General features: G+C 64.0%; 9 protein-coding genes. 6 read left to right on the plus strand and 3 right to left on the minus strand.

Going from position 1 to position 14,604, the window contains the following annotated elements; genetic code table 11:
- Positions 1 to 47 precede the first annotated feature (47 nt).
- Positions 48 to 2,315: an OPT family oligopeptide transporter gene (locus BZG29_RS17820; RefSeq protein ID WP_077405737.1), complete on the minus strand. Its 2,268-nt coding sequence runs from the start codon at positions 2,313 to 2,315 to the stop codon at positions 48 to 50.
- Between the two features lie 199 nt (positions 2,316 to 2,514).
- On the opposite strand from BZG29_RS17820, the gene BZG29_RS17825 reads away from it, so the two are divergent.
- Positions 2,515 to 4,839 carry a penicillin-binding protein 1A gene (locus tag BZG29_RS17825; protein WP_253192626.1) on the plus strand — a complete coding sequence of 775 codons (2,325 nt, stop codon included), beginning with the start codon at positions 2,515 to 2,517 and terminating at the stop codon, positions 4,837 to 4,839.
- Between the two features lie 86 nt (positions 4,840 to 4,925).
- Here the strand turns inward: BZG29_RS17825 and BZG29_RS17830 are convergent, their stop codons facing one another.
- Entirely contained in the window at positions 4,926 to 5,621 is a 696-nt protein-coding gene (locus tag BZG29_RS17830) for a helix-turn-helix domain-containing protein (protein ID WP_077405744.1), read from the minus strand.
- A gap of 34 nt (positions 5,622 to 5,655) precedes the next feature.
- On the opposite strand from BZG29_RS17830, the gene BZG29_RS27865 reads away from it, so the two are divergent.
- From BZG29_RS27865 to BZG29_RS17840, 3 genes are all read left to right on the plus strand, one after another.
- Complete coding sequence (locus tag BZG29_RS27865; RefSeq protein WP_150130979.1) at positions 5,656 to 5,862, plus strand: hypothetical protein; 207 nt, start codon at positions 5,656 to 5,658, stop codon at positions 5,860 to 5,862.
- Between the two features lie 92 nt (positions 5,863 to 5,954).
- Positions 5,955 to 6,869, plus strand: a complete 915-nt coding sequence (locus tag BZG29_RS17835; protein WP_077405747.1) for a triacylglycerol lipase — start codon at positions 5,955 to 5,957, stop codon at positions 6,867 to 6,869.
- A 10-nt stretch (positions 6,870 to 6,879) separates the two neighbouring features.
- On the plus strand, positions 6,880 to 7,821 hold the full coding sequence (locus tag BZG29_RS17840) for a lipase secretion chaperone (protein WP_077405750.1): 942 nt from the start codon (positions 6,880 to 6,882) through the stop codon (positions 7,819 to 7,821).
- A gap of 59 nt (positions 7,822 to 7,880) precedes the next feature.
- Here the strand turns inward: BZG29_RS17840 and BZG29_RS17845 are convergent, their stop codons facing one another.
- Positions 7,881 to 9,656, minus strand: coding sequence for a methyl-accepting chemotaxis protein (locus BZG29_RS17845; protein WP_077405753.1), 1,776 nt, complete (start codon positions 9,654 to 9,656; stop codon positions 7,881 to 7,883).
- Positions 9,657 to 9,995: 339 nt separating this feature from the next.
- Here BZG29_RS17845 and BZG29_RS17850 point away from each other — a divergent pair, with 339 nt between their 5' ends.
- A complete protein-coding gene (locus BZG29_RS17850) occupies positions 9,996 to 10,931 on the plus strand; it encodes a 5'-nucleotidase (protein ID WP_077405756.1) in 936 nt (311 codons plus the stop codon).
- Between the two features lie 218 nt (positions 10,932 to 11,149).
- The gene (gene mfd, locus BZG29_RS17855; RefSeq protein ID WP_077405759.1) at positions 11,150 to 14,593 is read left to right on the plus strand and encodes a transcription-repair coupling factor; all 3,444 of its coding nucleotides are present in this window, start codon (positions 11,150 to 11,152) and stop codon (positions 14,591 to 14,593) included.
- Positions 14,594 to 14,604: the final 11 nt, after the last annotated feature.

Raw genomic sequence — 14,604 nt, forward strand, 5'->3', positions numbered from 1 at the left:
CCGGATCGTCATGACACCGGGCGGTTTTCCTTGGGCTGGCTAGAACATCAAGCCTGCGAACTGCCCGCTTTCTTCTCGCGCGCCACGAAGTACAGCAACACGATGATGGCCGCATACGGCAGCAGGGACAGCGCGTCCGAATGCAGGCCCGCGTAGAACGGGTTGCCGTGCTCGGCCCAGTCGGCCATCATCTGGTCGAAGTGCGTCAGCACGCCGGCCGTGATCGCGATGATGATGCCGGCCAGCGCGCCGCCGGCGATGTAGCCGGAGGCCAGCAGCACGCCCGAACTGCGGTCGCCCGCCAGCTGGCGCTCTTCCTCGTTCAGCTTGGCGTTGTGTTCCAGCTTGTTGTTGCGGCGGTCCGCCAGCCAGCGCACCAGGCCGCCGACGAAGATCGGCAAGGTGGACGACAGCGGCAGGTACACGCCCACCGAAAACGCCAGCGACGGGATGCCGGCCATTTCCAGCACCACGGCGATCATCACGCCGAACAGCACCAGGGTCCACGGCAGTTGCTGGTCGAGGATGCCCTTGATGATGTAGGACATCAGCACGGCCTTCGGCGCATCGTATTTCTTCACTTCCGAACCGTCCGGACGCTTGCTGTAATGGCCATTGATGCCCGGATCGACCAGGTAAGCCAGCTGGCCGTCTTCCTTCACAAAATACTTGCCGGCCGGGCCGCCCACGGTATCGGTCTTTTGCCAGACTTTATACGTGTTGTGGTCCGTCTCGGCTTGCGGGCCATGCAGCTCGCCCGTCACCGTCAGCTTCGACGCATCGACCGTCAGGCCAGGCGCCACTTGCGCGGCCGGCACGTAGACGGTGCTCGCCTCGTTCAGCTTCAGCAGAATCGGACCGAGGATCAGTGCCGACGACAGGGCGCCCGCCAGAATCGCGTACTGCTGCAAGCGCGGCGTGGCGCCGACCAGGTAACCGGTTTTCAAGTCTTGCGACGTGGTGCCCGCATTGCTGGCGGCGATGCAGACGATGGCGCCCACCGACAGGGCCGTCACATAGTAACGCCCGCCCGTCCAGCCCATGATGAGGAAGATCAGGCAAGTGAACAGCAAGGTGGCCACGGCCATGCCGGAGATCGGGTTCGAGGACGAGCCGATTTCACCCGTCAGGCGCGACGACACGGTGGCGAACAGGAAGCCGAAGACGAGGATCAGCAGCGCGCCGAGGAAATTCATGTGCAGCGGCGTGGCGAAGGTGATCACGGCGATGATGGACAGGCAGCCGATGACGACCCATTTCAGGGGGATATCCTGGTCCGTGCGCAGGGTGGAATTGCTCTTGACGCCCTTGCCGATGCCTTTCAGGCCGGCCGACAGGCTGCGCCAGATCATGGGCATGGCGCGCACCAGGGAAATCAGGCCGCCGGCGGCCACGGCGCCCGCGCCGATGTACAGCACGTAGGCGCTGCGCACGTCGTCGGCGCCCATTTCGCTGATCAACTTGGTGCCCGGCGAGAGCACGGTGGTCAGGCTGTCGCCGAAGAACTTGATCATCGGGATCAAGAGCAGGTACGACAGCACGCCGCCGGCCGCCATGGTGGCGGCGATGCGCGGGCCGATGATGTAGCCCACGCCCAGCAATTCAGGCGAAATCTCGGCGCCGATGGAGCCGCCCTTGAGCGGCGCGGCAAATTCCACGCCCGGCGTATCCTTCCAGCCCTTGAACGAGATATTGAAGACTTTATACAGCAAGCCGACGGCAAAACCGCCGAAGATGATCTTGGCGCGGCGCTTGGCGTCCAGCGCGGCAGCCGAATCCTTCTCGATGCTTTCGCCGGCGGCGATGCGCGATTCTTCCGTGGCGGCCGCCTTCAGCACTTCGGCGCAGGCCGTGCCTTCGGGGAATTTGAGTTCCTTGTGCTGGTCGACGATCATGGTGCGGCGCATGGGGATCATCATCAGGATGCCGAGCAGGCCGCCGAGGACGCCGACCAGCATGACTCTGGAGATTTCCAGGTCGAAGCCGAGGATCAAAATGGCCGGCATGGTCACGCCCAGGCCGAAGGCCAGCGATTCGCCGGCCGAACCGGCCGTTTGCGTAATGCTGTTTTCCAGGATCGACGAATCCTTGCCGCCCACCTTCTTGGCCAGGCCGAACAGGGTGATGGCGATCACGGCGACGGGAATCGACGCGCTGACGGTCAGGCCCACTTTCAGCACCAGGTACAGCGAGGAGGCGCCGAAGACCATCCCCAGGATGACGCCCATGAACAGCGCGCGGAAGGTCATCTCGGGCAGCTTCGCATCGGCCGGAATATACGGCTTCACGGCGCTCGGCATTGCATCTTTTGCCATAAATAAATCCTTAATTTTATAAAATAAACAGCCCGGATCGACGTCCGGGCTATTTGCTTGAAGCCGAGACTATCGCACAGCCGCGTTTCGATGAAAAGGTTTTTTGCTCCCGGTCCCGGCGCCTGGCCCGCACGGGAAGCGCCGCGGCATTGGTCTATAATCGCTGCCACCGTGCCTTGCACGCTCACGTGAGACTGCCTTGACTGCCAAACGAACCGGATTCCCCTGGCCTTCCCGCCGCGCCACCGTGCGCGGCTTCATCATCGCCGGCTGCGCCGCGCTGGCCGCCGCCCTGCTGCTGGCCGCGTACCTGTTCCTGTATGTGCGCCCGCGCCTGCCCGAGCTGGACGTCATTACGGACTACCAGCCGAAGATCCCGCTGCGCGTGTACACGGCCGACAATGTGCTGATCGGCGAATTCGGCGAAGAGCACCGCGACTTCGTGCCGATCGCGCAAGTGCCGGAAATGATGAAAAAAGCCCTGCTGGCCATCGAGGATGGCCGCTTCTACGAACACCACGGCATCGACTTCGTGCGCGCCGGCGGTGCCGTGCTGTCGAACCTGCGCCACGGCTTCGGCCACGGCGGCGGCTCCACCATCACCATGCAGGTGGCGCGCAATTTCTTCCTGACGCGCGAAAAAGTCGCTTCGCGCAAGCTCAATGAAATCATGCTGGCCCTGAAAATCGAGTCGGCCCTGTCGAAAGACCAGATTCTCGAGCTGTACATGAACCAGATGTACCTGGGCCAGCGCTCGTTCGGTTTCGGCAGCGCGGCGCAGACGTATTTCGGCAAGCCCTTGTCCGAACTGTCGATCGCGGAAATGGCCATGCTGGCCGGTTTGCCGCAAAACCCCTCGCGCCACAACCCGATCAGCAATCCGAAAAAGGCGCACGCGCGCCAGCAACTGGTGTTGAAACGCATGCGCGACCTCGATTACATCAGCGAAGTCCAGTACCGGCAGGCGCTGGCGCAGCCGCTGCATATCAACAGCCGCGGCAAGCAGGGTTTCGACACGCACGCCGAATACGTGGCCGAACTGGCGCGCCAGGCCGTGTTTGCGCAATTCAAGGAAGACAGCTACACCAGGGGCATCAGCGTCTACACAACGATCCTGAAGGCGGACCAGGATGCGGCCTACGCCTCGACGCGCCGCAACGTCATCGCCTACGACCAGCGCCACGGCTACCGCGGCCCGGAAACCTTCATCGACATGCCGGCCGATCCCGAACAGCGCGACGACGCCATCGATGCTGCACTGCAAAAACGCCCGGACAGCGACGGCCTGATCGCCGCCGTCGTCACTGACGTCGCCAGCGGCAAGGTGGTGGCCGACATCGGCGACGGCGACGCCAAGGCCATCACGGGCGAAGGCTTGCGCTTTGCGGCGCCGGCCCTGTCCGCCAAGGCGGGCGCCGGCATCAAGCTGCGCCCGGGCGCCGTGATCCGCATCAGCCAGGATGCCAAGGGCAACTGGGCCATCACGCAAGTGCCGCTGGTGGCCGCCGCCTTCGTGTCGCTGGACGCGGAGACGGGCGCCTACCACGCCATGGTGGGCGGTTTCGACTACAACCTGCAAAAATTCAACCACGTGACGCAAGCCTGGCGCCAGCCCGGTTCGGCCATGAAGCCCTTCGTGTATTCGGCGGCGCTGGAAAAAGGCTTTTCGCCGGCCACCCTGATCAACGACGTGCCCCTGGAAATGCAGGCGGGCGGCAAGGTCTGGGCGCCGCAGAATGACGACTTCAAGTTCGACGGCCCGATCACCATGCGCTACGCGCTGGCGCAGTCGAAGAACGTGGCCTCGGTGCGCATCCTGCGCGCGCTGGGCGTGTCGACCACGCACGACTTCATGGAAAAATTCGGCTTCGACCCGGCCCGCCAGCCCAGCAACCTGACGATGGCGCTGGGCACGGGTTCCGTCACGCCCGTGCAGATGGCGGGCGCCTACGCCCTGTTCGCCAATGGCGGCCACCAGGTGGAACCGTACCTGATCGACCGCATCGTCGACGCCAAGGGCGCTGTATTGATGCAGACCAAGCCGCCCGCGCCGAACGACGAGAAGACCCTGGCGCTCGATCCGCGCAACGCCTTCGTGATGGACAGCATGCTGCGCGAAGTCACGCGCACCGGCACGGGCGCGGCGGCGACGAAAAAACTGGGCCGCAGCGACATCGCCGGCAAGACGGGTACCACCAGCGACGCTGTCGACGGCTGGTTCGCCGGCTATGGCGGCGGCATCGTGGCGGTAGCGTGGATGGGCTATGACGAACCGAAGTCCCTGGGCGGACGCGAATTCGGTTCCTCGCTGGCGATGCCGATCTGGATCGACTACATGCGCACGGCCCTGTCGACGCGCCCGCAAGTCACGCGCGCCGTGCCGGCGGGCCTGAGCCAGGTCGACGGCGAGTGGCTGTACGATGAATTCATCGACATGAATGGCGTGAAAACGCTGGATATGGATGTGGAGACGCCGACGGATCCGGCGGCGCTGCCGGAGACGGTGCCGGTTGAAACGAACTAGCTTGAAAAATCAGGCCCCAAACGAAGGGCCGGGGCCAGACCCTGAGGGTCCGACCCCAGATTTTGCTCTGGGGTTGACACCTCGAACTAAACGCCGCTCATGCTCAAATACCCGCGTACCGTGCTGACGACGCTATCGGCAAAATCGTCGACATTGACCTTCGCCGCGCGGTACTTCCAGCGTTTCACGTACCAGTCCTGGAACAGTGCCAAACAGTGCGCGGCCAGCAAGGTGGGATCGCCCTGCGGCTTCGGTTCGATTTCGGCGATGGTGGCGGCGATCAGGGTCTGCACATACAGTTCCGAATTCTTCGCCATGCTGCGCTGCTCCACCTGCAGCACGCGCGAATCCATGAAGACAAAATAAAACCACGGCTGCAGCACTTCGGACAGGTAGATCGACGAGCGTATCATCGCTTCCAGGCGGTCCAGCGGCGACTTCACGTCGGCAAACAGCAGCGGCAAGGCTTGCGTGGCGTGGCGCACCACGTCCTCGATCATTTCGGCCAGTTGATCCTTGCTGGTGATGTAGCCATACAGGCCGCCCATCGACAAGCCGGTCTCGCGGCATAAATCGCGCAAGCTCATGGCGCGGAAGCCCACGTCATTGGCCAGGCGGAAGGTGGCGACGAAGATGCGTTCAAGATTTTCCAGCGCCGGCTTGCGGCGCTTGACGCCGATGCGCTCCGCGTGGCGGTCAAGAATATATTCCCAGATGTTTTCGCCATTCAAAGGCGTCATCTGCTGAAACTGTTCAAAATTAAAATGGGTCGACAAGTGCATTCCCAAGTAACGGTGGAGGAGCGATATCCATGCCATGCCGGTACGCGGCATGGCAAGACGGCGGGACGGCGGATGCCGGGCCGATTATAGCTCAGGAAAACAACTATTTGACTTTTCAACTATGCAATGGGTGCATAAGCAACGCCAAATTCCCACAGTTATTGCGCTGCATCATGCAATTCAAATGCAATTTAAATCCAGCGGTGCTACATTCAAAAAACCGAGCGCTCGCTATTTTTAATGCATCGAGAATGTACAGGAGCGCACGGTTCATCGCTACAGCATCGACATTTCCACTCATTTCCACTATTAATAATACATAACGGAGACAAAATGAAGACTCGCTTCTGGCAACTGCTATCCACCCTACTCCTCACCCTCGCCATCCTGCCCGGCAGCGCCAGCGCCGCCGGCTACACGCAAACGAAGTACCCGATCGTGCTCGTGCACGGCCTGTTCGGCTTCGACAAGCTCGGTCCCGTCGAATATTTTTATGGCGTTCCCGCTGCCCTGCGCAGCGGCGGCGCGCAAGTGTATGTGACCACCGTGTCGGCCGCCAACAGCACGGAAGTGCGCGGCGAACAGCTGCTGTCGCAGGTGCGCCAAATCCTCGCCGCCACGGGGGCAAGCAAAGTCAATTTGATCGGCCATAGCCACGGCGGCCCCACGGCCCGCTATGTCGCTTCCGTGCGCCCCGACCTGGTGGCGTCCGTCACCAGCGTGGCCGGCGTCAACAAGGGTTCCAAGGTGGCCGATATCCTCAGCGGCGCCATTCCCAACACCAGCGGCGCGCTGGGCAATGCGCTCGCCTCCCTGATCGGCATTTTGTCGGGCAACAAGGGCTTGCCGCAAAACGCGGGCGCGTCGCTGGCCTCGCTGTCCACGGCCGGCTCGCTGGCCTTCAACAGCCGCCACCCGCAAGGCATCCCAACCTCGGCCTGCGGCGAAGGCGCCTACCAGGTGCAAGGCGTGTACTACTTTTCGTGGAGCGGCGCGCAGCCGTACACGAATGTGCTCGACGTGGGCGACCCTGCCCTGGCGGCCATCAGCCTGGCCTTCGGCGGCGTGAAGAACGATGGCCTGGTGAGCAGCTGCTCCAGCCACCTGGGCAAGGTGATCCGCGACGACTACGCCATGAACCACCTCGATGAAGTCAACCAGTTCGTCGGCATCGTCAACCTGTTCGAGACGAACCCCGTCACCGTCTTCCGCCAGCAAGCCAACCGCCTGCAAGGCCTGGGACTGTAAGGAGAAGCGCATGCACGCGAAATGGATCATCGGCGGCAGCCTGGCGGCTTTGGCCCTGTACCTGGCGCTGCGCCCGGGCGAGCCGCCCGCCCCGCCGCCGGAAAAGGCGGAGCCGGACCTGTTCGCGTTCGTGCGCTCGATGCAAGGCACGCGGCCCGACGGCGACGTGACGGTGGCCGCCGGCGACAAGCTGGTGGTCGACGCGGAACTGGGCCACCTGTTCGACTACTACCTGGCGGGCCTCGGCGAAAAGCCGCTGGCCGCCATCCGCAGCCAGATCGAGGCGGAACTGGACCGGCGCCTGGCGCCCGTCCCCGCGCGCGAAGCGAAGCGCCTGCTGGGCGCCTGGCTGGCCTACAAGCAGGCGCTGGCCGGCGCGGAACAAGCCTTGCCGGCGCAAGCCGATCCCGCCGTGGCGGCGCGCGCGCGCCTGCAAGCCATGCGCGCCCTGCGCGGCAATTATTTTACGCCCGAGGAAAGCGCGGGCCTGTTCGGCGCCAGCGACGCGTATGACGACGACGCCGTGGCGCGCATGGCGATACTCGGCGACGCCACTCTGGACGAGGCGCAGCGCCAGGCACAACTGGCCGCGCTGGACCAGAAGCTGTCACCGGCCCAGCGCGATGCGCGCGACGCACCGGCCAGGGTGGCGCAGCTGGACGCCTCGGTCAAGGCCTTGCGCGCCCAGGGCGGCGGCGAGAATGAAGTCTACCGCCTGCGCGCCAGCACCTTCACGCCGGCGGCGGCGGCCCGTTTGGCGGAGCTGGACCGCGAGGAATCGCAATGGCAGCAGCGCATCATCGCCTACCAGGCACTCAAGGCGCAACAGGCCAGCCTGTCCGGCGGCGCACAGGATGCGACAGCCCTGCAGCAGCTGCGCGACGCCAGTTTCACGCCGGACGAACAGCGCCGGCTGGGCGCCTACGAACAGGCGCCGCCGGCCACGCCTTAGACAACAAAACGGCCGCGCAAGGCGGCCGTCCGTTAGCGCATGCTGGCGCCGTCAAGCCATCAGAACACTTCCCACTCGTCGTCGCGCGGCGCGCTCTGGCGCTGGGATGGCACGGCGTGCAAGGCCGGGCGGCCCGCGGCGGGACGAGAAGCCGGACGCGATGCGGGACGCTTCAGCGCCGCACCGGCGACCGCGGCGCGCGGCGCGGCAGGCTTTGCGTTCGCGTTTGCGCGCGCGGCAGGCGCCTGGGCGCCATCGAGCTTGAAGACGCTGACCACCTCGGCCAGCTGGCCCGACTGCTCCTGCAGCGATTCGGCCGCGGCGGCCGCCTCTTCCACCAGGGCCGCGTTCTGCTGCGTCACCTGGTCCATCTGGCCGATGGCCTGGTTGATCTGGTCGATGCCGGAGCTTTGCTCCTGCGTGGCCAGGCTGATTTCGGCCATGATGTCCGTCACGCGCTGCACGCTGGAGACGATTTCGGCCATCGTGCTGCCCGCCTCGGCCACCAGCTTGCTGCCCGCGTCGACGGCTACCACGGAGTCGCCGATCAGGGTCTTGATTTCTTTCGCTGCGCCCGCCGATCTTTGGGCCAGATTCCGCACTTCCGTCGCCACCACGGCGAAACCGCGTCCCTGCTCGCCCGCGCGCGCCGCCTCCACGGCCGCGTTCAGCGCCAGGATATTCGTCTGGAAGGCGATGCCGTCGATGACGGAAATGATGTCGACGATCTTGCGCGACGAATCGTTGATGGCGTCCATCGTCTCGACCACCTTGCCCACCACGGCGCCGCCCTTCACGGCCACGCCCGAGGCGGAGAGCGCCAGCTGGTTGGCCTGCTGGGCATTGTCGGCGTTCTGCCGCACGGTGGACGTCAGCTCTTCCATCGACGACGCCGTCTCTTCCAGCGAGCTGGCTTGCTCTTCCGTGCGCGAGGACAGATCCAGGTTACCGCTGGCAATCTGCGACGACGCCGTGGCGATGGTCTCCGTGCCGCTGCGCACCTGGCCGACGATGCTGACCAGGCTGGAATTCATGTCCTTCAGCGCCTGCAGCAACTGGCCCGTTTCTTCCGTCGTGTGCACCTCGATCTGGCTCGTCAGGTCGCCCGAGGCCACCGTCTGCGCCACTTTCACGGCCGCATTGATCGGCTGCGTGATGGCGCGCGTGATGTAGGCGGCGCAGCCGATGCCCAGTGCGGAGGCCAGCAAGCCGAGGATGACCATCAGGCTTTCCGAGCGGATCACGGCCGCGCTGCCGTCCTTGACGCTGGCGTCGGCCACGCCGTTATTGAGCTTGATGATGTCGTTGAGCGTGCCTTCGGCCTTGCCGAACAGCGCGCGCGAATCCTGGTACTGCTTGTAAAAGCCCACGAACAGCTCTTTCTGGCGCGCTTCATCGCGGTTGTCGGCCAACTGGCGCAGGATGGCGCGCACCTTGTCGTCGTCCGCCTTCCAGGCCGTCCACTCGCCCTGGAAGCGCTGCCACAGCACGGCTTCCTCGGGCGTTTGCGGCAGCGGTTCGTACAGCTTGCGGCCCGCCTCGATATTGTTCCAGGCGCGCGTGCGCAGCTGCAGCGCTTCCGCGAACTTGTCCTGTGCCTGATAATTGTTTTCATAGATGGCGGCCGTCAGGGTGGCGGCGGCGACGGCCGTCTGGCCTTCGCTGATCATCATCAAGCCCTGGATCGACGGCAGGCGCACGACGCCGATTTCATTGACGGCGCGGCCGACGGTGGCGATGCCCGTGTAACCGCTGATGCCCACCACCAGCAAGGCCGCCATCATCACGGCGACGAGCGTCGCCAACTTCCATTTGATCAGTAAATTCTTAAACATGGCTAGGCCCTTTATAAAATCACGATTTTTGCTGGCGAGGTTGAGGCTGGCATGTTCGAGTAAAACAGCTGACACTTGTATAAAGGTGGCGGGGATGGGGCGTACGCTTCGTTACAATTGGCGAGATTTGATAATAGGAGCATAGTGGAAAACCGGGACGCTGACTGCTACATACTTGATACAAATCAATATTTATTTCCTGACTGTGGCGCGCCTTGCACAGTGGCATCGAAAAGCCACCCGATGCCCTGCTTTGGTGCAAAAAATCCCCGCGCGCCGCTATTGGCTACGCAGTTAATAGTCGTATAAGATGGTCAACACCCACACCACAGGTACAGCATGGCTTATCCTATCGAACACAAACTGGTGATCGGGGTCGCTTCCAGCGCCCTGTTCGACCTGGCCGAATCGCACCAGATCTACCTCGACAACGGCCCCGAGGAGTACCGCAAGTACCAGGAGACGCATATCGACACGGTCCTGCCGCGCGGCGTGGCCTTCCCCTTCATCCGCCGCTTCCTGAACATCAACAAGCATTACCCGCGCCAGTCGCCCGTGGAAGTGGTGCTGTTTTCGCGCAATTCGCCGGAAACGGGCTTGCGCGTGATGCATTCGATCGCCCACTACGGCCTGGACATTTCGCGTGCCGCCTTCATGACGGGCAAGTCGCCGTATCCCTACCTGCCCGCCTTCAATGCCTCGCTGTTCCTCAGCGCGAATGAAGGCGACGTGCGCAGCGCCCTGGCCTGCGACTATCCGGCCGGCCTGGTGCTGCCGTCGCGCACGGAAGACGACGAAAACGACGAAGAACTGCGCGTGGCCTTCGACTTCGACGGCGTGATCGCCGACGACGAAGCGGAAACCGTCTTCAAGCGCAACAATGACGTCGATGAATTCCACGCCCATGAAACGCTGAACGTGGGCACGCCGCACCGCCCCGGCCCGCTGGCCGGCCTGTTCCAGAAGCTGGCCACCATGCAACGCCTGGAAGAAAGGGCCCAGCGGCGCGACCCCGGCTATAAAAAGATCCTGCGCATCGCCATCATCACGGCGCGCAACGCGCCCTCGCACGAGCGCGTCGTGACGACCCTGAAAAGCTGGGGCGTGGCGGCCGACGAGACGTTTTTCCTCGGCGGCATGGACAAATCGCGCGTGCTGGCCGTGTTCAAGCCGCATATCTTCTTCGACGATCAATTGAGCCACCTCAAATCGGCGGGCGGCACCATCCCCATGGTGCATGTCCCCTTCGGTATCGCGAATGTGCGCGCAGGATAAAACCTGCTGCGCGTCGCGCCTTGCGGCCTGCGATGCTCACCGTACTAGCGTACGGCTGCGCTTCCTGACCACAAATCGCTGCCGCTCGCGACGGTTTTCTCAAGCGCGGAGATGAGGGCGATGGTCTATAATCTCGCCTGTCAGCGCCGTCACTGGCGGCGCTGCGCGCACCACAGCTGTCCCACTCAACTGCCTCTGCCACTAGTGTCATCGCCTGCATGTCCTTAGACTTAACAAAAGCCCTCCCCAAGCCCGGCAACCGCTACGCGCTGCCCGCCCTGTATGGTTCATCCGACGCCTATGCCCTGGCGCTGGCCGCGCTGGAATTAAAAGCGCGGGGCCAGATGCTGGCCGTGGTGGTGGCGCAGGCCAGCGACGGCCAGCGCCTGCTCGATGAAATCCCGTGGTTTGGCGGCAAGGAACTGCGCTGCCATCTGCTGCCGGACTGGGAAACCCTGCCCTACGACGCCTTTTCGCCGCACCAGGACCTGGTCTCCGAGCGCCTGGCCACCCTGCACGAAATCCAGACGCGCCAGTGCGACGTGCTGATCGTGCCGGCCACCACGGCGCTGGTGCGCCTGGCGCCGCCGTCCTTCCTGGCTGCCTACACCTTCTTCTTCAAGAAGGGCGAAAAGCTCGACGAGGCGCGCCTGAAGTCGCAGCTGACCCTGGCCGGCTACAGCCATGTGTCGCAAGTGATGTCGCCCGGCGAATACTCGGTGCGCGGCGGCCTGCTCGACCTGTTCCCCATGGGTTCCGCCCTGCCCTACCGGCTCGACCTGTTCGGCGACACCATCGAAACCATCCGCACCTTCGACGCCGACACCCAGCGCTCGCTGTACCCCGTGCACGAAGTGCGGCTGCTGCCGGGGCGCGAATTTCCCATGGACGAAGCGGCCCGCACCACCTTCCGCAACCGCTGGCGCGAACAGTTCGAGGGCGACCCGTCGCGCTCCGTCGTCTACAAGGACATCAGCAGCGGCATCGCCTCGGCCGGCATCGAATATTATCTGCCGCTGTTCTTCGAACAGACGGCCACCCTGTTCGACTACCTGCCGCCCGACGCCTCGCTGGCCCTGGTGGGCGAGATCGACGCGGCCATCGGCCGCTTCTGGACCGATACCCAGTCGCGCTACCGCTTTTTAAAAGCCGACCGCGAGCGGCCGATCCTGCCGCCCGAATCGCTGTTCCTCTCCGACGAACAGTTCTTCGGCCTGGCCAAGCCGTATCCGCGCCTGGCGATCGCCAAATCGAACGATGCGCTGGCCTCCGAACTGTCGGCCCCCGTGCCGAACATCGCCGTCAACCGCCGCGCCGACGACCCGCTGGCCAACCTGCGCAGCTATCTGCTGCAAGCGGGCCGCCGCGTGATGATCTGCGCCGAATCGAACGGCCGCCGCGAAACCCTGCAGCAGTACTTCACCGAATACGACCTGCACCTGACGCCCGTGGAAGGCAGCGACGGCTTTTTGCAATCAAGCGCCAAGCTGATGCTGGGCGTGGCGCCGCTGCACGCCGGTTTCGAACTGTTCACGCCGGAAGGTAATTTATCCTTCATCACGGAGACGGAACTGTATGCCGGTTCCGGCCGCCGCGTCGGCACCAAGAAGCAGGAAGGCGTGACGCAGGTCGAGTCGATGGTGCGCGACCTGTCCGAGCTGAAAATCGGCGACCCCGTCGTGCACATCAACCACGGCATCGGGCGCTACATGGGCCTGACCAGCATGGACCTGGGCGAAGGCGAGACGGAATTCTTGCACCTCGAGTACGCGAAGGACACCAAGCTGTACGTGCCCGTATCGCAGCTGCACGTCATTTCCCGCTATTCGGGCGCGTCGCCGGAAGACGCGCCCTTGCACTCGCTCGGTTCGGGCCAGTGGGAAAAAGCCAAAAAACGCGCGGCCGAACAGGTGCGCGACACGGCCGCCGAGCTGCTCAACCTGTACGCCCGGCGCGCGCTGCGCCAGGGCCACTCGTTCGAATTCTCGTCGCACGACTACCAGCGCTTCGCCGACAGCTTCGGCTTCGACGAGACGCCGGACCAGGCCGAGGCCATCCACAACGTCATCAAGGACATGACCTCCGGCAAACCGATGGACCGCCTCGTGTGCGGCGACGTCGGCTTCGGCAAGACGGAAGTGGCGCTGCGCGCCGCCTTCATCGCCGTCATGGGCGGCAAGCAGGTAGCGATACTGGCGCCCACCACCCTGCTGGCCGAGCAGCATGCGCAAACCTTCGCCGACCGTTTCGCCGACTGGCCCGTGCGCATCGCGGAATTGTCGCGCTTCCGCAGCGGCAAGGAGATCACGCAAGCGTTCAAGGGCATGGCCGACGGCACCATCGACATCGTCATCGGCACGCACAAGCTGCTGTCCGATGACGTGAAGTTTACCCGTTTGGGCCTGGTCATCATTGACGAAGAACACAGGTTCGGCGTGCGCCAGAAGGAAGCATTAAAGGCCTTGCGCGCGGAAGTGGACGTGCTGACGCTGACGGCCACGCCGATCCCGCGCACCCTGGGCATGGCGCTGGAAGGCTTGCGCGACTTTTCCATCATCGCCACGGCGCCGCAAAAGCGCCTGGCCATCAAGACGTTCGTGCGCAGCGAAGGCGAAGCCATCATCCGCGAAGCGTGTTTGCGCGAACTCAAACGGGGCGGCCAGATCTACTTCCTGCACAACGAGGTGGAAACCATCCAGAACCGCCTGGCCATGCTGACGGAATTGCTGCCCGAGGCGCGCATCGCCGTGGCGCACGGCCAGATGCACGAGCGCGACCTGGAAAAGGTCATGCGCGACTTCGTCGCCCAGCGCTTCAATATCCTGCTGTGCACGACGATCATCGAGACGGGCATCGACGTGCCGACGGCGAACACCATCATCATGCACCGCGCCGACAAGTTCGGCCTGGCGCAGCTGCACCAGCTGCGCGGCCGCGTGGGCCGCTCGCATCACCAGGCCTACGCCTACCTGCTGGTGCACGACGTGCAGGGCCTGACCAAACTGGCGCAGCGCCGCCTGGACGCCATCCAGCAGATGGAAGAACTGGGCAGCGGCTTTTACCTGGCCATGCACGACCTGGAAATCCGCGGCGCCGGCGAGGTGCTGGGCGAGAGCCAGTCCGGCGAGATGACGGAAATCGGCTTCCAGCTGTATTCGGACATGCTCAACGAAGCCGTGCGCTCGCTGAAAGCGGGCAAGGAGCCGGACCTGGCCGCGCCGCTGGCCTCGACCACCGAGATCAACCTGCACGTGCCGGCCCTGCTGCCGGCCGACTTCTGCGGCGACGTGCACGAGCGCCTGTCGATTTATAAACGCCTGGCCAACTGCGCCACGCAGGACAAGATCGACGATATCCAGGAAGAGCTCATCGACCGCTTCGGCAAGCTGCCCGATGCCGTCAAGGCCCTGGTCGAGACGCACCGCCTGCGCATCGCCGCGAAAACCGTGGGCATCGTCAAGATCGACGTGCATGGCGAGGCGGCCACCCTGCAATTCATGGCCAAGCCGCCCATCGACCCGATGCGCATCATCGACTTGATCCAGAAGAACCGCCATATCAAGCTGCATGGCCAGGACAAGCTGAAAATCACGGCCGCCATGCCGGACCTGGCCGCGCGCGTGACGCAGATCAAGACCACCATCAAGCAATTGACGGTTTAGACTATTCCTAT

It is taken from the genome of Janthinobacterium sp. LM6, from assembly GCF_002002885.1.
GTDB classification, from domain to species: Bacteria; Pseudomonadota; Gammaproteobacteria; order Burkholderiales; family Burkholderiaceae_D; genus Janthinobacterium; species Janthinobacterium kumbetense.

Coding starts and splice junctions, on each gene's coding strand:
- BZG29_RS17820 (WP_077405737.1), bottom strand. CDS start 2,315: ATGGCAAAAGATGCAATGCCGAGCGCCGTGAAGCCGTATATTCCGGCC.
- BZG29_RS17830 (WP_077405744.1), bottom strand. CDS start 5,621: ATGCACTTGTCGACCCATTTTAATTTTGAACAGTTTCAGCAGATGACG.
- BZG29_RS27865 (WP_150130979.1), top strand. CDS start 5,656: ATGCCGGTACGCGGCATGGCAAGACGGCGGGACGGCGGATGCCGGGCC.
- BZG29_RS17835 (WP_077405747.1), top strand. CDS start 5,955: ATGAAGACTCGCTTCTGGCAACTGCTATCCACCCTACTCCTCACCCTC.
- BZG29_RS17840 (WP_077405750.1), top strand. CDS start 6,880: ATGCACGCGAAATGGATCATCGGCGGCAGCCTGGCGGCTTTGGCCCTG.
- BZG29_RS17845 (WP_077405753.1), bottom strand. CDS start 9,656: ATGTTTAAGAATTTACTGATCAAATGGAAGTTGGCGACGCTCGTCGCC.
- BZG29_RS17850 (WP_077405756.1), top strand. CDS start 9,996: ATGGCTTATCCTATCGAACACAAACTGGTGATCGGGGTCGCTTCCAGC.
- mfd (WP_077405759.1), top strand. CDS start 11,150: ATGTCCTTAGACTTAACAAAAGCCCTCCCCAAGCCCGGCAACCGCTAC.